We start from the raw sequence: 17,764 nt of genomic DNA on the forward strand, positions 1-17,764 counted from the left end.
ACAGACGATGCCTGTTCATCATGCTATCTGGCGGGTGGGGGATAACCCTCAGCCGCTGACCATCAGCAAGCTGGCCAGCGAAAGCTTGCTGGAAAGAATGATCTTAAACGACCCAACCATTCTTTCAGACCAGTGGATGATTATCGGGCATCAGGAAAATACGCTCGACAAGGGACGTATTGATCTGCTGGCGATAGCGCCTGATGCCTCGCTCATCCTGATAGAGCTAAAACGCGACCGCACACCGCGTGAGGTAGTCGCTCAGGCGCTGGATTACGCTTCATGGGTGGACGATTTAACCGCAGACCGCCTATCACAAATTTATGAAAAATTCTCTGGCGGCGGTAATCTGGGTGACGCCTTTAAGCAACGTTTCAATACTGAGTTAGAAGAAGAGTCTATTAACCAGTCGCATCAAATCATTATCGTAGCGGCGGAACTGGATCCCTCCACCGAACGCATTGTCGACTATCTAAGCAAAAATGGTATCTCTATTAACGTGCTGTTCTTCAAAGTCTTTCAGCACGGGGATGAACAGTTTTTAAGTCGCGCCTGGCTTCTCGATCCCAGCGAGACACAAACTAACGCTGCTCAGGCCACCGCAGGTACGAGTGCTCAATCAAAAGAACCCTGGAATGGAGAGTTCTATGTCTCGTTCGGTGACTCAAATAGTCGTAACTGGGAAGAGGCGCGCCGTTTCGGTTTTATCAGTGCTGGTGGCGGAAGCTGGTACAGCCAGACCTTAAAACAGCTTCAGCCCGGCCAACGCGTCTGGGTTAACATCCCAAAAACAGGTTATGTTGGCGTCGGTATTGTGCAAAGTGCCGTTGAGCCAGCCAGCAGCTTTACAATCAATACTGAGGCTGGCGAAAAACTCGCGATGGACGTGCTTAAACATGGAAACCTTTATCGCGATAACTCAGGTGATCCCGATAAATCTGAGTATTTTGTTTCAGTGAAGTGGCTTGAAACCCGTAGTGAACAGGATGCAGTAAATGAACTTGGATTCTTCGGTAATCAAAATACCGTTTGTAAACCGACAACGCCAAAATGGCGACACACTGTTGAAAGATTGAAAAATCACTTCAGAAACTGGAATACTAACGAGTAGAATTTTCCGGCATAAAGGCGAATGGATTTTAACAAGGATCATAACAATGCGTAAAATCCTCCACTCCGAATACCCGTTCCGGCGGTCACACGAAGGTGTGGCTGCCCCGACGGTATATTCGGGGATTACCCATGCATACAAGAAATCGAGCGTTTCGTCGCCATCATATGAAAAGGCTCAAAACTAAACGCGGTCGTTATAATAATGCGGCTTATAGCTGGCCTGAAGGCGCGACTATCGTCAATATCGGTAAGGCTTATCATACGCCATGCCTCTGTTCATGCTGGATGTGTGGACATCAGCGTTTTCATCACGGAATGAACATGCAGGAAGTGAAAGCAAGAGCCTGGTATCAGGATTAAGCAACTAAGCCCACCTCAATGGTGGGCTACCTCCCGGCAAACATCATCTGATAAACCATCTTGTAAACTCATCGCCCACCCACCACAAATTCGGTAAGCACAATGAGGACCTCACAATGCAAAGTCCGGCCACCAGCGCCAAAATCACCAGGCAACAAATTTACCGCTCGGTTGCCAGCTCAACGGCTATTGAAACGGGTGAAGCTGTGCAGAAAATTGAGCAAAAACTTAAGCAGTATCAAGCTAAAGCAAAAGCTATCGGTTTAGCTCGCTAATTTGGCAAAAAATCGTCAACAAGCTGTATCATCGGCATATAGTTGTCAGTGATTTCGGCCTGAATAGCCTTTCAAACGTTTAATGCTCGTCAAAAGACTGTAACCCAGGATCTGCCTGAACTGATAACACATTAAATTCTGCTTCATCGATAATGCCCAGTCTATTCAACAATACGCTATCCGACGAACCAGGCTGGTACATGCTCTTCAAAGAATTGAGACTATATTTAGCTAATTCTCATCCTCTCTGGAATAAATTCACTACGTTGCTGGTGGCCTGCTCAATATGATTGACCCTGTTTTCCCACTGCTCTAATGCCATTCTTTTCTCTACAAGATAATCGTAACGGTCATAATGCTTCGAACTGACATCTTGCAATGCATGGTTTTGAATGCGGTCGCGCAGCTCTTTCGAAACACCGATTTCGCCCATCAACGTTTTGCAGGTCCGCCGTAAATCCCTTGCAACAAACACCGGATTGCCAGGAAAGTGCTCGCGATAATAGATGATTGCCTGCGCAAAACTGTCGGTCCGCAGATGTTTAGCCGCATCCAGCCGTTGCGGAAAGATATACGGACTATCGTTAACGTTTTCCACCTTCAGCCTTTCCAGAATTTCGACCGCTGAATCCGTTAACGGAACCAGATGGTCACGTTTGTTCTTTGACACGTCAGCAACTATCAATAGAGTTTTCTCTTCCCAGTTCACGGCATCCCAGCGACTGGAAGCCAGTTCATGCGGACGCTGACCACCAGCGTAAACACATAAATTAAGCAGCAAACTCACCGTGCTGCCGACGCTGGGCGTTTTGGGAAAGTCACCCATCAGCTGTTGCAGTTCATTCAACTTCAGCCAGTTGGTTCCCGCTTTCTCTGCAGCCGACTGCTTAGGGATGATGCTCACCGGGTTCATCTCAAGCCCAAACATCACGTTCTGCTGGTGGTTGGCCGGATCGTTGTCCGCTTTGAGCCCATAGCTGAACGCTGCCATCAGATAAGAACGGACACGGTTAGCTTCAACGCTCGCGCCGCGCTGAATGATGGCAGACAGAATCTGTTTGATATGTAGCGGTGTGACTTCGTTAGCTTTCGTATCTTTGGCGATGAAGGAATAGGTTTCCTTTTCCAAACGGTATAGCACCTGCTGCCATGTCCGCTTTCCATCTTCCCGCATCTTATTGGTGTAGCCCTGAATAAGCTGCTCGATGCTGCCCTTTAACTGTTCGGCACGCTTTTGCTTTTCCAGCGCGATTTCCTGTTCAGCCTTTTCGACCTTAGGGTTCTTCCCTTCCTTCAGCGTACCGGCATATCCTTTCGCAAGCTGCCGGGCCTGAGCTAATGACATCTCCGGATAACGACCCAACTGAATAAAGTGGCGCTTAGCATCCCAGTAGTAGCGATAGTAGAAAACCCGCTGCCCGGATGGTTCAACTTTAACGCCCAGACGCCCTGCTCCGCGCTCACCACTTTTGTCCCATACCTGATAAGCCGAGTCGCGAGCTTTAAGACCGCGTACCATTGAGTCCGTTAGATTGTCTGCCAAAAGAGAGTCCTTACGAGAATTTTATTGCCGTTTTCTGGGTGATGTAGCAGGTGACGTAAGGATGATACTGAAAGGAAAAACCCGGAACAACATGAAACGAAGATATAACCATAACCTAATGTTTTATATTAATTAAAAGACAAAAATGGTTAAAGTTGGAAAATGATGAAACAAGCTATTCATATGACTCATAATCGCTTGGTCGCTAGTTCAAACCCAGCAGGGGCCACCAAATTTCAGCTGTCAGAGCAGCAGATTAGAGCCACCTTCAGGGTGGCTTTTTTGTGTCTGCTTTTCTGAATGGCGATAAAATGGCGGTGTTTTTTAACTCACCCTATCCCTCTGTTCATTTTCAGTTCCCATCGGTACTATTCCGGATTAGTCTTGGCCCTTATTTTTGAAAAGGATTCCAAAATGAAAATACTTATCGGGACAGCTTAACTTTTGTCATCCTCCACGGCGGATGCTGGTTTCATCCATCCGTTAGAGTTTGATGGATCCGAAGCACAAAAACAGGAAGTAATAAGTTTCATTCAAAGTACGGTAAGAGCTGATTATTGCGATGGACAACTGGATATGTGACCTGCCCCCTGTATTAGATACAAGGCTCAGTTAGTAATGTCAGATCCTTCACTCTCAGAATTACCCTTTCTCCAGCCCGCTGCAAATTCAGACGGCGTCTGATAATTAAGCGTGGAGTGCGGGCGACATTCGTTATAATCCTGACGCCATTCACTGATGGTTTTCCTGGCATGGCTGATGTCGCTAAACCGGTGTTCATTCAGGCATTCATCGCGAAAACGTCCGTTAAAACTCTCAATAAATCCGTTCTGTGTCGGTTTACCGGGCTGAATAAGCCGCAGCTCCACGCAATGCTCAAAGGCCCACTGGTCAGGTGCTCTACAGGTAAACTCCGGCCCCTGGTCAGTTCTTATCGTAGCCGGATAGCCGCGAAACAGCGCAATACTGTCCAGAATACGCGTGACCTGCACGCCTGAAATCCCAAAGGCAACAGTGACAGTCAGGCATTCCTTTGTGAAGTCATCGACGCAGGTAAGGCACTTGATCCTGCGACCGGTGGCCAGTGCATCCATGACGAAATCCATTGACCAGGTCAGATTGGGCGCATCCGGGCGAAGCAACGGAAGCCGCTCAGTCGCCAGACCCTTACGACGTCGTCTGCGCTTCACACTCAGGCCGTTAAGGTGATAAATGCGGTATACCCGCTTGTGGTTGACGTGAAGGCCCTCACGACGCAATAACTGCCAGATCCGCCGGTAACCAAAGCGACGGCGTTCAGGCGCCAGCTCTGTGATACGTAAAGACAGCTGTGCGTCAGCAGCCGGACGCTGAGCTGAATAACGGCAGGTGAAAGAGACAAACCTGCCAGCCTGCTGGCACGACGTTGCGACAGACCGGCGACCTCACACATGACTTCCACGGCTTCCCGCTTCTGGTCTGTCGTCAGAACTTTCGACCCAGAGCCACCTGAAGCGCCTCCTTATCCAGCATGGCTTCGGCGAGCAGCTTCTTAAGGCGCGCGTTCTCCTCTTCAAGTGACTTAAGCCGCTTTACCTCAGGGACTTCCATGCCGCCAAACTTCTTACGCCAGGTGTAGAAAGTAGCGTCAGAAATAGCATGCTTACGGCAGAGTTCCCGGGCAGAAACCCCGGCTTCAGCCTCGCGGAGAATACTGATGATCTGTTCGTCGGAAAAACGCTTCTTCATGGGGATGTCCTCATGTGGCTTGTGAAGACATTACTAACATCGCGGTGTGTTAATCAATGGGGAGCAGGTCATATGTGCCAACCCACAACATTACGCATGATGGAACAGCAAAACCTCAACGTTTTTAAAAATCACTAAAGCTGACGATCGGGAAGTCATGGATAGAGTCATCAAAGATTATTGCGAAGGGGGTATTGATATGTGCAATTACACTACTATCGAAATGATGTATCAGCAAAATGTTAAAGCTGATAAGCAAAAACTAACGTGGTGATCACCGGCGAACCATCGCTATGTCGGTGGTTCACTTTCTGATTATGCGCAACGTCAAAGATAGTTAATCAGGTGCAGGCTGGAATACAGGAAAATATAAATGCATCATTTTCTTGAAGTACTTTCAGATTTACTTACCTACTGGCCAGTAACATCAGGGAAGCGAGATAGAAGACCAGGAAAAGATAAAAAGAAGATCTCAGGTCTTCACTACAAACCTGTATTTAAAATAACGAATGATAAAAACACAGACAGAATCCCAGATAAAGATGAGGCCAGTTGAATCAAGGCCTTGAGTCATGCTTCCTGAATAGCAGAAAACTTACTGAGCCCCCTCTGCGATATGGACGATTATCCATACCCAACAAAGAGTGATCGTCCCCTTTCTTGCTAAAATACCTATTCATGAATCTATTCATAAAGCCATTCAAATCATGCCTGATCGCTCCGAAACGATACGCCAGTTACTCAACCACGGCCCCATGACCGCAAGGCAGCTTATTGAAAAATTAGGCATTAGCCAGCCTACGTTGTCTCGTGCATTAAATAATTTTGGCGATGAAATTATCCGAATCGGTGCAGGTCCATCTATTCAATATGCTTTACGTGATGCCTGGCGTGGATTCAATTCTGCACCTATCTATCGCATCAGCGATGAGAGCCGCGTTAAACCACTTGGTAAATTGATTCCGGTCCGCCCGGACGGATTTGTCATGCAGCAGAACGACAAAGCCAGTCTCCACAGTGACAGACTGCCGTGGTGGCTGTTCGATATGCGGCCACAAGGTTATCTCGGACGAGCTTATGCATCTACGTATGCAGCTGGATTAGGCTTACCAGCGAATCCAGAGCAATGGACCGACTCTGAAGTGGTCAGGGCACTGCTGGCACAGGGCCATGATGCTATCGGAAACCTGCTGATAGGTGAGCAGGCACGGGATCGGTTCCTGCAGATGTCAGAGCCCGTTCCGGTTGAGCGCGCTACAACATTTCCGGCACTGGCTCTGGCGGCGGGTGCCGGTGAAGCGCCCGGATCGTCTGCAGGTGGTAAACAGCCAAAATTCTGTACCTTTACGGATCAAGGGCATGTACTGGTTAAATTCTCGGCCACGGATAATAACCCGGTCAGCGAACGCTGGCGCGACCTTCTGCTGGCCGAACATCTTGCACTAGAGGTGTTGGGTGTGAAGACAGAGATATTTGATTTCAACGGTCAACGCTTCCTCGAAATCCCCCGATTCGACCGCACTGGACTGTTGGGTCGTATCGGCATTTTCTCGCTTCGGGCGCTTGATGCTGAATTTGTGGGTAATGCCAGTGCCATCTGGCCGGTTCTGGTGAATAAACTTGTCGGGCAGGGGCATGTTCATCCTGAGGCTGCCGCCAGTACTGCCCGGCTCTGGGCATTCGGGATGCTAATTGGTAACACCGACATGCACCACGGAAATCTGTCGTTCATCAATACTCACGGCCGCCCCTATTCACTTGCGCCAGCCTACGACGTTCTGCCTATGGGGTTCGCTCCCAGAGCAGGTGGCGCAATCGTGAATGAGCTCAGGCCAGCATCACTGTCGGATGTGATCAGTGGAGATATCTGGCTGGAAGCGCTGGAACTTGCAGAGAAATTCTATGCTTTAGCCTGCAGTTGCGATCGCTTTTCTGCCCGTTTCGCGCCTTGCCTTGAGACATTACGCCGCCATCTGGACGATGCCAGATCGCGTATCGCTCGATTAGGGTAAATGCGTTCAACCTCACTAAGCCATTTTCTGAAGCGCTGCGAAAATAGCAGTCTTACCAGCGTTTCCAGACTGCCAGTCAGGTTCACACTCCTGCTCCACCACTTCAGCACTCTCAACAGGTGCCAAAGTGCCGTCTAAACCCTCCAACGCCGACAGAATCGCAAAGCTATTCCCTCAGCCCACAATTCCCTCCCGCACCCTGTTCTCCCGCGCAAACCCCATGCTATCTTGTGGTTTTGATTTTTTCAGTGGGCAAAACAGATGACAAAGTTGCGGGTAGGGATTGTGTTTGGCGGCAAATCGGCTGAGCATGAGGTGTCGTTGCAGTCGGCCAAAAATATCCTTGAGGCGATCGACAAAACCAGGTTTGACGTGGTGTTGCTGGGCATCGACAAACAGGGACACTGGCGTCTTAACGATGCGTCAAACTTCTTACTGAACGCTGAAAATCCGGCGCTGATCGCGCTGAATCAGGCCGCTGAAGATGTCGCGCTGGTGCCCGGTAATACTCAGCAGCAGATCATCACCCGCCACAACGCCCATCCGCTGTCGCAGATCGACGTTATCTTCCCTATCGTACACGGTACGTTGGGTGAAGATGGCTCCCTGCAGGGCCTGCTGCGCATGGCCTCTTTACCCTTTGTCGGTTCCGACGTGCTGGGTTCTGCGGTGAGCATGGACAAAGATTTCACCAAACGTCTGTTACGCGATGCCGGTCTCAACGTCGCGCCATGGCTGAGCGTCACGCAGGCACAACGCGCCCACCTGAACGCAGAGGCAGTCATTGCCCGCTTTGGCCTGCCGCTGTTTATCAAACCTGCCAACCAGGGTTCATCAGTCGGCGTCAGCAAAGTGGATAGCATTGAAGAATTTGATGCTGCGCTGGCGCTGGCCTTCTCCTATGACCGCAAGGTGCTGATTGAGCAGGGTATCAAAGGCCGGGAGATTGAGTGCGCGGTACTGGGCAACGATGCGCCTGAAGCCAGCCCCTGCGGCGAGGTGGTCGTTCATGACGCCTTCTACTCTTATGACACCAAATACATCTCTGAAAGCGGTGCTCAGACGGTGGTCCCGGCGGCCATTTCAGCGGAAACCAGCGATGCAATCCGTGACGTCGCCATCAAAGCCTTCTCTGCGCTGGAGTGCTTTGGCATGGCGCGCGTCGATGTGTTCCTGACCGATGACGGCGAGATTATCGTTAATGAAGTGAATACCCTGCCCGGCTTCACCAATATCAGCATGTATCCGAAACTGTGGCAGGCGGCCGGACTCAGTTATCAGGATTTGATCAGCCGTCTGATCGACCTGGCGATTAAACGCCACCAGCAGGCCAGCACCCTGAAAAGCAGCGTCAGCTGACCGGACACGGCGACGTGACGTTACGTTACGCCACGTCGCTGGTAATCGTGCGGTAGTTAACCGGCGAAGTCTGATTACGGCCATTGCGCTTCGACAGATAGAGATTTTTATCCGCCGCGGAGATCAGCCGGTTAATTACGCGGTGCCATTCCGTCGCCTCATCGGCACTGCCATGCGCCAGCCCCAGGCTGACGGTCACCGTGGCCGTGCTGCCCTGCAGCCAGAACTTCTCTTTCGCCATCTTCTGCCGAATCGCCTCCGCCAGAAAATAAAGCTTTTCCGCGTTCTGATCGAACAGCACCACCACAAACTCTTCTCCGCCAAAGCGACAGATACGCCCTGCTTTACCCACCACCCGCTGTATCCGTCGGGCGATCTCTTCCAGCACGCTGTCACCTGCATCGTGACCAAAATTGTCATTGATGGCTTTGAAGTAATCGACATCCAGCAAGATCACGCCCACTTTGCGATCCGGGAAAATCGGCTCCGCACGCAGGCTTTCATATAAACCGGAACGTGACAGCAGTCGGGTCAGGAAATCGTAATTCGCGCGCAGCGCCAGACGCTGATTAAGCTGGCGGATTGCATCCATGCTTGCAGCTACGATCAGCGGACTGATCGCGATCGTTGACACGCCCAGCCGCACAGAGGTCAGATGGCTGAGCGGCAACAGATTATCATCGCCCTGAATGTTCATCACACCATGAGAGACCAGAATGATTTCGGTAATGCCGGTCAGCAGGATCACCAGGGTGGTCAGCGGCATCGGCAACACAATGGCGCACCAGACCAGCGCCGGAACCGGCAGCGTCAGGCTGCCTGCGCCGCCCATCATTGCGCCGATCATCAGCGAAACCATGACAGCGATGACCGGTGCCAGCTTGCGGATTTGCAGAAACTGGCGGGGCGACAGCGACGACCAGTCACGCGTCAGCAAAAAGGGCAGCAGCATCAGCCCGGTTGAAAACTGCTCGCTGAACCAGTCACCCCATGCTACCGCCAGTCCGGCATTAAAATCAGCCTGCTGTGCCAGCGATCCCCAGCTGGCACAGGCCAGCGCAGCCAGCAGACAGGCAGGAAAAATACGCAGCACACTGGTAATACGCTCACTGCCGGAGTCGTGCTGAAGGTGCTTTACCAGCAGCGTGGCGGCCACCAGCACAAACAGAAGATTCGCCAGGTTGAGGGTAAATGCAGAGAGTGCCCAGCCGGAAAATACGGTGTCGTTAAACACCATCGCGGCAAAAATGGCCAGGTAAGAGCGGGTCTGATGCAGAAAAGGATTACGGACGATCATGCCAGTGACGATCGCGTTGACCGGCCAGAACAGAGACAGCTCCTGGGGGAAACGCAGGTGTCCGCCGATAAAGCAAAACAGAAGCGTGATCGAAAACAGCAAAAATGCGTTCTTCTTAGCGTTGTGCACTTCAAACAGCTGTATGCGCATACATCCGGACCTTGTCGCAGAGAGGCTGGCTGTCCACGCCAGCCTGAACAGGCACGTGGTGTCAGAATGATTAAATCCTGAATACCCTCAATGTCATCCGGCGATAAAACCTCATTTCGTGCGCTGATTCAGGAACGTTATCCTGCAGAGGCTACCCCCATCAGATGACAGCAGAAACTGGGAACTTATTATGCCTCGCAAATAAAAAAATCGGATATCCGAGATATCCGATTTTTACTTTTTAAACGACGTTACCGTTGCGCTAAGCGCTATTTTACCGCGACCGGCCACTGACTCAGGCGAATGCCGCGTTTGTCGGCGTTATCACCAAAATCTTTCAGCACCGCTTTGACGTCGGGATCGATATATTCCGCATTGTCGTTATCAACAATGACTACGCTATTCTCCGGGATCTCATCCAGCAATCCCTGCAGCTTTGGATTGTGCATAAAGGTCAGGTTCTGCTGGAAACGCAGCACATAGTGGTCGTCATAGCGGGTAAGCTGCAGCGCGTTGCGATGGCTCTTATAAATGCTGTAGAGGATTTGCGTGGCGATGCCGATGCCGATACCAGCCAGCATACCCAGCGTGATAATGCCGACGATGGTGGCCAGAAACGGCACGTACTGCTGTGCCCCCATCCGGAACTGCTCAACAAAGAGTTTAGGTGTTGCCAGCTTATAACCGGTATAGAGCAGCACGGCAGCCAGGCTGGCAAGCGGAATAGCATTCAGCATCTCGCTGAACCACATGCCGCATATCAGCAGCAGCCCGCCGTGAATGAAGATCGAGAGCTTCGTCTGCGCGCCCGCACTGACGTTGACCGAGCTGCGCACAATCACTGCCGTTATCGGCATCGCCCCAAGAAAACCGGCCACCAGATTACCGATACCCTGCGCGAACATCTCTTTGTTGGGCGATGGTGCGGGCGTCTGAGGGCGCAGTTTTTTCAGCGCCTCCTGACTCAGCAGCGTTTCCAGACTGGCAACCAATGCCAGCGTCACCGCTACGACCCAGACCTGCGGATTCTGCCAGGCCATCCAGTCGGGCGTTTCCAGCTCAGCCACCAGCGCGGACACGCTGTCAAAGGCGGGCAACGAAATGCGTGCCAGCCCCTGCGTCATTTCAGGGAAGAGCCGCCCTCCTGCTACCGTTGCCATACAGCCGATGAGCACAGCAATCAGCGGGCCGGGGATCCAGGCCAGCGCTTTGATGCGTTTAACCGGCGCGGTCGTCCAGAGACATAAAATAGCCAGGCCGACACCCGCCACCAGGATTGCGGGCAGCGAGAAGGTCATCTGGCCGGTCACCAGTGACACCAGTTCTGCATCACCAGCGGCACCCAGCGCTACCGGGATCTGCTGCATAATCAGCAGCAGGCCAATCGCCGCCAGCATCCCTTTGATGACGCTACCTGGCACCAGCGAAATAAACCGCCCGGCGCGCAGCAGACCAAACACGCATTGCAGTGCCCCGGCAATAATCAGCGCAGTGAGAAAGGCGGAGAAACTGCCCAGTGAGGCCATTGAGGCAACGACGATGGTGACCAGACCCGCCGCCGGGCCACTGACGGCAAACCGGGATGGACTCAGCGAGGTGACCACCAGACCGCCAATCACACCGGTCAGCAGACCGGCAAACGGGGGTAATCCGCTGGCCTGGGCGATGCCAAGGCAGAGCGGTAAGGCGACCAGGAAAACCACCAGACCCGCAGGAATATCGCGACGCAGGGTATCGAGGTTCATAATGAAGGCTCCTCTGCAGATTGATGAATCAGCTCTTTGAGATGGCCGGAGCGCAGGTCGTAAACACAACCAAACACCTCCAGTTCCTGGCCCGATTGCCAGATTTGTCTGACCGGTTCAGATTTCACCAGTCTGGCGAATTGCGCCTTAACATTGGCCTCAACCAGCCGAGCGAGCTGTTCGCCCGGCGCCGCGTCTGAGAGGGGCATTTCTGCCAGGCCATGCTGAATATCATCACGCAGGGTCTGAATGCGTCTCGCCAGCGCGCTCTCCTGCCCGTCCAGCACGCTGCCTGGCAGATTTTGCGCGGCTTCCACACCGCCACAGCCATAGTGACCACTTAATACAATGCGTTTAACGCCGAGAAAGAAGAGTGCGTATTGCAGCACGCTCAGTAAATTGTCATCGTCCTCGATCACCATGTTGGCGATATTGCGATGCACAAAGAGTTCGCCGGGATGGGAGCCGGTTAAGACTTCTGCCGGAACGCGGCTATCAGAACAGCCAATCCAGAGTGAGTGCGGCTTTTGCTGATGAAGGAATTTATTAAAATAATCCGGATTACGCTGGCGGCGCTGTAATGCCCAACTGCGATTTTTCGCTAATAAGGGTTTAAGTGTCGTCACAATCATCTTCTCTCTACTACCGGGATGTCGCATCCTGGCTAACCACAAAGTGTATCGGCTCACAAATAAAGCGTGAGCCGCCAGGTTAATAAGAACTGAGTCACAGAAAAAGGTTATAGACGCTAACTAATTTCAATGCACGCGTAATATTTCACAGCGATTTAACAACGCAGCATTTGTCAGTCAACGGTCAGTAAAGGTCAGGTTTAGGTAAATTTAATTCAGCAGTAGAAATGAGGAAAGATAAATAAGCATCCTTATTAAGGCAATAAAATCAATTATATAAAACAGGAATAAAAATAAACTAAAGTTATCGCTGACAAATAAATACAATTAATAAAGCAGGGGATATTCACTGCCATACCAACCGGTGTGCTTTTTACCAGGAATACTCTTAATTAAAAAATTAACCATTAGCACAATCCACCGGCTTAATTACTGACAGCCAGTTAAATATGCCTGTAATAAGAGAAGATTAAAGCAAGAGATGATTAATTTGATTTGCAGCAGAATAGTGACGGCAGTAAGTAAATCAAGGCCATTTCTGAACAGAGCCTGAACGGGCAGGCTCTTTTTCTTGACAAATTATTTACCGTTCCAGCTCTGCAGCCGCGATTCCCGCACTGACAGCTGCTGTTCCGGTGTCAGTTTATTGTAGTTTTCCGCCATTCCGCTCTCCCAGTCGCCGTAGAGCGGATTCGGCAGCACGATGAAGTGCGTACCAAACTGCTGGTGGTTAAGATTCACAAAATCGCGACGCGTCTGATTACCCTTGTGCCAGGTCGAGCCACCGAAATCGTTAAGGTTGTCGCCGACATAGAGCACCACGTTGTAGCCCGCGTTTTTGATGGCATCGAAACGCGCCTGCTTGTTGGAGCTGTCGGTATTCAGACGTACCGTTTTATCGCTGACGTTCGGGAAGCCGAGCTGCTGCATATTGGCAACCGTGGCGGCGTAATCTTTCTGATCGCGGTTCGACACATAGAACAACGTGCCGCCCTGCTCTGTCACATGACGTGCAAACTCTACCGCGCCCGGCACCGCTTTGGCCTGACGCGCCTGCGTCCAGGCTGACCAGGTTTTGCTGCTGAACGGCTGGCCGTTCTTCGCCTGCCATGCACTGTAGGCGCTGTTATCCAGCATGGTTTCATCCAGATCGACAATCACCGCTTTAGGTTTGCCGGTCAGCGACGGTGCCTGATCAAACGCCATGCGCGCGGTGTTAAACGCCTGCCAGGTCAGCGCCTGATATTCACCAGACTGCTGGAACCAGTTCAGCGCCAGCACCGATTGCTGACCAAGTTGCTGTTGCGCAGTCTGATGTGACGACGAGGTGCAGCCGGTCAGCAGCAGTGCGACCAGTCCGGATGCAGCGAGTTTTGCGGAGGTTTTCATCATTTCATCCTTAAGGTGAGAAAGGTCTGAGGAGAAGCTTCAAAAATGTAGCAGTTAACGTAAGCTGTGGGCAGCCCAACGCACGCTGTTATAACAGGAGATTCTTATGGCCGTGATCCCGCGCTCGCCGTTACTCGATTCGCTGGAGTGGCTCGATTATGCGTTTCAGCCCGCCGGTGAGCCGCCTCCCGCAGATGCCGCCTGGGGACATCAGCGCCACAGCGCGACCGTGGTCACCGACATTGAGAATACCCCGCCGAAAAGCTGCGAGTCGGATGGCGTGATCGGTAGCGGAACGCGCCCGGTGGCGGTCTACACCGCTGACTGCCTGCCGGTGCTGTTCGCCGATCGTAATAAGCGAATCGTGGCGGCAGTTCATGCCGGACTTAAGGGAACACTGGCGGGCGTGCTGACCCGCGCCGTGGAAAAACTGGGCGAGCAGGGCTGTGAGCCGCAGGATCTGGTGGTGGCCATCGGCCCGGCAATGGGGCCCTGCTGCTATGAACTGGCTGAACCGCAACTGGCGGAGATAGCGCAGAACCCGGCGTTTGCCCGCGGGCTGCGCTGGCACCAGAAGCAGCCGGTCAACCCGCTGGCGCAGCGTACTCAGGCTTCTGCTCACCAGCAGGGCGTCTGGTTCGATTTGCCTGCGCTGGCGACGCAGTTGCTGGTGAACGCGGGCGTCCCGGCCGCGCAGATTGATAACGTGAATGTCTGCACCTACTGCATGGCTGAGAGCGGATCAAGCTACCGCTTTAATACTCACCATAGCAGCGGCTATCGCTCACGCTATTCATGGATCCGGCGGCGTTAGCGTTTTCAGAGCCGGTTAGCCGGGCTGAACATCAAAAGCGATGCAGGGGATGGCGGTGCTGCGTAACACAACCTCCCGGCTCCCGCTCACCAGCCCTTCCCCGCCGATGTTTATGATTTCACTCACAGCCTGACATTCTTTCACTTTTTTTTAACGCAGAAGTGGCTAGAGTGAACTCATCCGACCACTTGACTGTGAGTGACTATCATGTCCGTCAATCCTGATTATCCTGCGCTGTTTACGCCGCTGGATCTTGGCTTTACCCAATTGAAAAACCGCTTTCTGATGGGGTCAATGCACACCGGTCTGGAAGAGCATCCGGATGGCGCAGCCCGGCTGGCGGCGTTCTATGGCGAGCGGGCGCGTGAGGGCGTCGCGCTAATCGTCACCGGCGGCATTGCGCCTAATGCGCAGGGTGTCACCACCGCGCATGGCGCGATGCTCACCGACGAGGCGCAGTGCAGCTGGCATCGGCAGATCACGCAGGCGGTGCATCAGCATCAGGGCAAAATCGCCCTGCAGATCCTGCATACCGGCCGTTACAGCTATCAGCCCGATCTGGTTGCGCCTTCTGCACGTCAGGCCCCGATTAACCCGTTCACGCCACAGGCGATGAGTGAGGCGGCGATTGAACAGACCATTGAGGACTTTGCCCGCTGCGCCCGTCTGGCGCAGCAGGCGGGCTACGATGGCGTGGAGATTATGGGTTCCGAAGGCTACCTGATTAATCAGTTTCTGGTAAAGCACACCAATCAGCGCACCGATCGCTGGGGCGGCGACTTCCGCCAGCGGATGCAGTTCGCGCTGGCAATTACCCGCGCGGTGCGTGCTGCAACCGGCGACGCCTTTATCATCATCTTCCGGCTGTCGATGCTCGACCTGATCGAAGAGGGCAGCACGCTGGAGGAGACGCTGCTGCTGGCGGGCGAGCTGGAGCAGTGCGGCGTCACGCTGTTCAATACCGGCATTGGCTGGCATGAAGCGCGCATCCCGACCATCGCCACCTGCGTGCCGCGCGCGGCCTTTGCCTGGGTGACGCAGCGCCTGCGCGCCCACGTGTCAGTACCGGTCATCGCCACCAACCGCATCAACCACCCCGCCGTTGCCGAACAGCTGTTGCAGTCGGGCTGCACCGATATGGTCTCGATGGCGCGCCCTTTCCTCGCCGATCCTGCTTTTGTCAGCAAAGCACAGCGCGGCCAACCCGACAGCATCAATACCTGCATTGCCTGTAATCAGGCCTGCCTCGACCAGGTATTTGCCGGGAAGATCACCTCCTGTCTGGTCAATCCGCGCGCCTGTCATGAGTCGCTTATGCCGGTCATCGCCACCATCGTACCGCGCAGGCTGGCGGTGGTAGGTGCCGGTCCCGCCGGAATGGCATTTGCGTTGCAGGCAGCGCAGCGCGGCCATCAGGTCACGCTTTATGAAGCTGCACCCGACATTGGCGGCCAGTTCAATATTGCCCGGCAGATCCCTGGCAAATCTGAGTTCAGCGAAACCCTGCGCTATTTCCGCAATCAGCTGGCGGCTGCGGACGTGACGGTTAAAACCGGCTGTCGGGTCACGGCGGAACAGCTGAGTGACGCCGATGACGTGGTGCTGGCGACCGGCATTCAGCCGCGTACGCCCGATATTCCGGGCATCGATCACCCCAGCGTGCTGAGCTACCTTGAGGTGCTACGCGATAAGCGCCCGGTGGGTAAACGGGTGGCGATTATCGGCGCGGGCGGGATTGGCTTCGATGTGGCGGAGTATCTGTCACAGCCTTCCCATGGCGAGGATCGGGCGGCATTTTACGCCGAATGGGGCATCGACCACAGTCTGACGAAGCGCGGCGGCATCGTGAAACCTGAGCCGCCTGCCGCGCTACGGCAAATCTGGCTGCTGCAGCGCCGGACGGGGAAACCCGGTGCCGGCCTGGCAAAAACTACCGGCTGGATCCATCGCGCCAGTCTGCAGGCACGCGGCGTGGAGATGTGGGGCAGCGTGGAGTATCTGGCAATAGATGACAACGGCCTGCACCTGCGGCGCAACGGTGAAACCCTGGTGCTGGCGGTCGATAACGTGATTATCTGTGCCGGACAGGAGCCGCAGCGCGAACTGGAAGCCGCGCTGCATGCACAAGGACAGGTGGTGACGGTGATAGGTGGGGCAGACGTCGCGCAGGAGCTGGATGCGCGCCGCGCGATTGCGCAGGCGACGCAGCTGGCATTAACGGTCTGACTAGCGCATTTTCACCGCGCGCAGCACCACAAACTTCTGGTTAGAGGCGATCAGCGTGCAGTTGCCGAACAGCTTCTTCAGCTTGTGGTGATAATCGAGGTGGCGGTTGCCGACGATACGCAACTCGCCGCCATACTGAAGGCAGCGTTTCGCATCGCGGAACATCTGCCACGCAAGGTGATCGGTGACCGCGTGCTGCTGATGGAACGGCGGGTTGCACAGCACCGCATGCAGCCGATCTGACGGATAGCCGCTCAGCACGTTGTTCACCAGGAACTGGCAGCGCGACAGATCGTCAGGACGGTTTACTTCCACGTTAAGCTGGCTGGAGGCGACCGCCATATAAGACTCATCAAGGAAATGCACTTCGGCCTGTGGATTCTGCTCCAGCGCCACCAGGCCTACCACGCCATTGCCGCAGCCCAGATCGACAATCTCACCTTCAATGTTTTCCGGCAGATGCTGCACAAACAGTCGTGCGCCGATATCCAGCGACGCGCGCGAGAAAACGTTGGCGTAGTTGTGAATCTGATAAGAGGTGCTATCCAGCGGCCAGACGAGCGTCGGCATCGCCTCACGCAGTGCAGGCTTGCTGAACTGGCTGAAAATCAGACGCGCTTTTTTCCACGCCAGTGAGGTTTTGGTTTCACCGATGATCTGTTCGAACAGCTGCAGGGTAGAGTTATGGATCTCTTTGGCGCGCGCCGCCGCCAGAATCACCGTATCAGGTGTGACGACTTCGCGAATGGTACGCAGCTGATGCTCCAGCAGCGCCAGCGTTTTCGGCACCTTAATCAGCACCGCCGCCGGAGCCGCCGGCAGTTCAGCCAGGCTATCAACAAAGTGTACGTCGCTGTCATCCAGCCCATTAAAGGAAAGGTTCTGACGGGCGGCCTGCTGGCTGAGCCAGGAGTCGCTGACGTGCCAGATCTCGCGCGGATTCAGGGCGCAGGTCAATGCCCCGAAACTGTCGTTGAAGACCAGCACCGGCCCTTCCGGCAGCGCCTGCTGTAACAGATATTCATCAGCCGCATCCCAGGCTTGTAATGGACTTTCGTCACGCATCTGCGGGAAGCGATGCAGGATCAGTGTGCGATCGTTCAGTTCAAGTTGGCTCATGA

At 53.7% G+C, this 17,764-nt stretch carries 13 protein-coding genes, 1 tRNA gene and 1 pseudogene; 8 read left to right on the forward strand and 7 right to left on the reverse strand.

Annotation, left to right across the window (positions count from 1 at the left end; translation table 11 throughout):
* Positions 1-7: 7 nt before the first annotated feature.
* Together QSK07_RS09070 and QSK07_RS09075 are read left to right on the forward strand one after the other, a co-directional pair.
* Positions 8-1,111: a DUF8606 domain-containing protein gene (locus QSK07_RS09070; protein WP_285721421.1), complete on the forward strand. Its 1,104-nt coding sequence runs from the start codon at positions 8-10 to the stop codon at positions 1,109-1,111.
* 478 nt (positions 1,112-1,589) lie between these two features.
* Complete coding sequence (locus QSK07_RS09075) at positions 1,590-1,748, forward strand: hypothetical protein (protein WP_285721422.1); 159 nt, start codon at positions 1,590-1,592, stop codon at positions 1,746-1,748.
* A gap of 238 nt (positions 1,749-1,986) precedes the next feature.
* Here QSK07_RS09075 and QSK07_RS09080 read toward each other — a convergent pair whose 3' ends face one another.
* Positions 1,987-3,291, reverse strand: coding sequence for a tyrosine-type recombinase/integrase (locus QSK07_RS09080; RefSeq protein ID WP_285721423.1), 1,305 nt, complete (start codon positions 3,289-3,291; stop codon positions 1,987-1,989).
* A gap of 147 nt (positions 3,292-3,438) precedes the next feature.
* On the opposite strand from QSK07_RS09080, the gene QSK07_RS09085 reads away from it, so the two are divergent.
* Positions 3,439-3,523: transfer RNA gene (locus tag QSK07_RS09085), tRNA-Met, on the forward strand.
* 376 nt (positions 3,524-3,899) lie between these two features.
* Here QSK07_RS09085 and QSK07_RS09090 read toward each other — a convergent pair.
* Positions 3,900-5,019: pseudogene (locus QSK07_RS09090) on the reverse strand (IS3 family transposase).
* Positions 5,020-5,392: 373 nt separating this feature from the next.
* Here QSK07_RS09090 and QSK07_RS09095 point away from each other — a divergent pair.
* The 3 genes from QSK07_RS09095 to ddlA all read left to right on the forward strand — a co-directional run bounded on the left by QSK07_RS09095 (position 5,393) and on the right by ddlA (position 8,390).
* Positions 5,393-5,575, forward strand: coding sequence for a hypothetical protein (locus tag QSK07_RS09095; RefSeq protein ID WP_135907663.1), 183 nt, complete (start codon positions 5,393-5,395; stop codon positions 5,573-5,575).
* Positions 5,576-5,726: 151 nt separating this feature from the next.
* Positions 5,727-7,031 (forward strand): type II toxin-antitoxin system HipA family toxin YjjJ, encoded by a 1,305-nt coding sequence (yjjJ, locus tag QSK07_RS09100; RefSeq protein ID WP_285721472.1) that lies wholly within the window; start codon positions 5,727-5,729, stop codon positions 7,029-7,031.
* Positions 7,032-7,292: 261 nt separating this feature from the next.
* On the forward strand, positions 7,293-8,390 hold the full coding sequence (ddlA, locus tag QSK07_RS09105) for a D-alanine--D-alanine ligase (protein ID WP_285721424.1): 1,098 nt from the start codon (positions 7,293-7,295) through the stop codon (positions 8,388-8,390).
* A 25-nt stretch (positions 8,391-8,415) separates the two neighbouring features.
* On the opposite strand, the gene QSK07_RS09110 is transcribed toward ddlA, so the two are convergent.
* The 4 genes from QSK07_RS09110 to QSK07_RS09125 form a co-directional block, all read right to left on the reverse strand.
* Positions 8,416-9,837 carry a GGDEF domain-containing protein gene (locus QSK07_RS09110; RefSeq protein WP_285721425.1) on the reverse strand — a complete coding sequence of 474 codons (1,422 nt, stop codon included), beginning with the start codon at positions 9,835-9,837 and terminating at the stop codon, positions 8,416-8,418.
* 269 nt (positions 9,838-10,106) lie between these two features.
* On the reverse strand, positions 10,107-11,582 hold the full coding sequence (locus QSK07_RS09115; RefSeq protein ID WP_285721426.1) for a SulP family inorganic anion transporter: 1,476 nt from the start codon (positions 11,580-11,582) through the stop codon (positions 10,107-10,109).
* Entirely contained in the window at positions 11,579-12,214 is a 636-nt protein-coding gene (locus QSK07_RS09120; protein WP_098052324.1) for a carbonic anhydrase, read from the reverse strand. The genes QSK07_RS09115 and QSK07_RS09120 overlap by 4 nt, the downstream gene beginning before the upstream one ends.
* Positions 12,215-12,793: 579 nt before the next feature.
* Positions 12,794-13,603, reverse strand: a complete 810-nt coding sequence (locus QSK07_RS09125; protein ID WP_285721473.1) for a 5'-nucleotidase, lipoprotein e(P4) family — start codon at positions 13,601-13,603, stop codon at positions 12,794-12,796.
* A 106-nt stretch (positions 13,604-13,709) separates the two neighbouring features.
* Between QSK07_RS09125 and QSK07_RS09130 the strand changes: the two genes are divergently transcribed.
* The gene (locus QSK07_RS09130) at positions 13,710-14,417 is read left to right on the forward strand and encodes a purine nucleoside phosphorylase YfiH/LACC1 family protein (protein WP_285721427.1); all 708 of its coding nucleotides are present in this window, start codon (positions 13,710-13,712) and stop codon (positions 14,415-14,417) included.
* 207 nt (positions 14,418-14,624) lie between these two features.
* On the forward strand, positions 14,625-16,643 hold the full coding sequence (locus QSK07_RS09135) for an NADPH-dependent 2,4-dienoyl-CoA reductase (RefSeq protein WP_285721428.1): 2,019 nt from the start codon (positions 14,625-14,627) through the stop codon (positions 16,641-16,643).
* Here QSK07_RS09135 and rlmG read toward each other — a convergent pair whose 3' ends face one another.
* Positions 16,644-17,762, reverse strand: coding sequence for a 23S rRNA (guanine(1835)-N(2))-methyltransferase RlmG (gene rlmG, locus QSK07_RS09140; RefSeq protein ID WP_285721429.1), 1,119 nt, complete (start codon positions 17,760-17,762; stop codon positions 16,644-16,646). It lies immediately after the preceding gene.
* Between the last annotated feature and the right edge of the window lie 2 nt (positions 17,763-17,764).

Source organism: Pantoea sp. QMID4 (genome assembly GCF_030270445.1).
Taxonomy (GTDB): Bacteria; Pseudomonadota; Gammaproteobacteria; order Enterobacterales; family Enterobacteriaceae; genus Pantoea; species Pantoea vagans.

What these genes read in the sequence shown, in the direction of transcription:
- QSK07_RS09070 (WP_285721421.1), top strand. Translation starts at nt 8, where the DNA reads ATGCCTGTTCATCATGCTATCTGGCGGGTGGGGGATAACCCTCAGCCG.
- QSK07_RS09075 (WP_285721422.1), top strand. Translation starts at nt 1,590, where the DNA reads ATGCAAAGTCCGGCCACCAGCGCCAAAATCACCAGGCAACAAATTTAC.
- QSK07_RS09095 (WP_135907663.1), top strand. Translation starts at nt 5,393, where the DNA reads ATGCATCATTTTCTTGAAGTACTTTCAGATTTACTTACCTACTGGCCA.
- yjjJ (WP_285721472.1), top strand. Translation starts at nt 5,727, where the DNA reads ATGCCTGATCGCTCCGAAACGATACGCCAGTTACTCAACCACGGCCCC.
- ddlA (WP_285721424.1), top strand. Translation starts at nt 7,293, where the DNA reads ATGACAAAGTTGCGGGTAGGGATTGTGTTTGGCGGCAAATCGGCTGAG.
- QSK07_RS09110 (WP_285721425.1), bottom strand. Translation starts at nt 9,837, where the DNA reads ATGCGCATACAGCTGTTTGAAGTGCACAACGCTAAGAAGAACGCATTT.
- QSK07_RS09115 (WP_285721426.1), bottom strand. Translation starts at nt 11,582, where the DNA reads ATGAACCTCGATACCCTGCGTCGCGATATTCCTGCGGGTCTGGTGGTT.
- QSK07_RS09120 (WP_098052324.1), bottom strand. Translation starts at nt 12,214, where the DNA reads ATGATTGTGACGACACTTAAACCCTTATTAGCGAAAAATCGCAGTTGG.
- QSK07_RS09125 (WP_285721473.1), bottom strand. Translation starts at nt 13,603, where the DNA reads ATGAAAACCTCCGCAAAACTCGCTGCATCCGGACTGGTCGCACTGCTG.
- QSK07_RS09130 (WP_285721427.1), top strand. Translation starts at nt 13,710, where the DNA reads ATGGCCGTGATCCCGCGCTCGCCGTTACTCGATTCGCTGGAGTGGCTC.
- QSK07_RS09135 (WP_285721428.1), top strand. Translation starts at nt 14,625, where the DNA reads ATGTCCGTCAATCCTGATTATCCTGCGCTGTTTACGCCGCTGGATCTT.
- rlmG (WP_285721429.1), bottom strand. Translation starts at nt 17,762, where the DNA reads ATGAGCCAACTTGAACTGAACGATCGCACACTGATCCTGCATCGCTTC.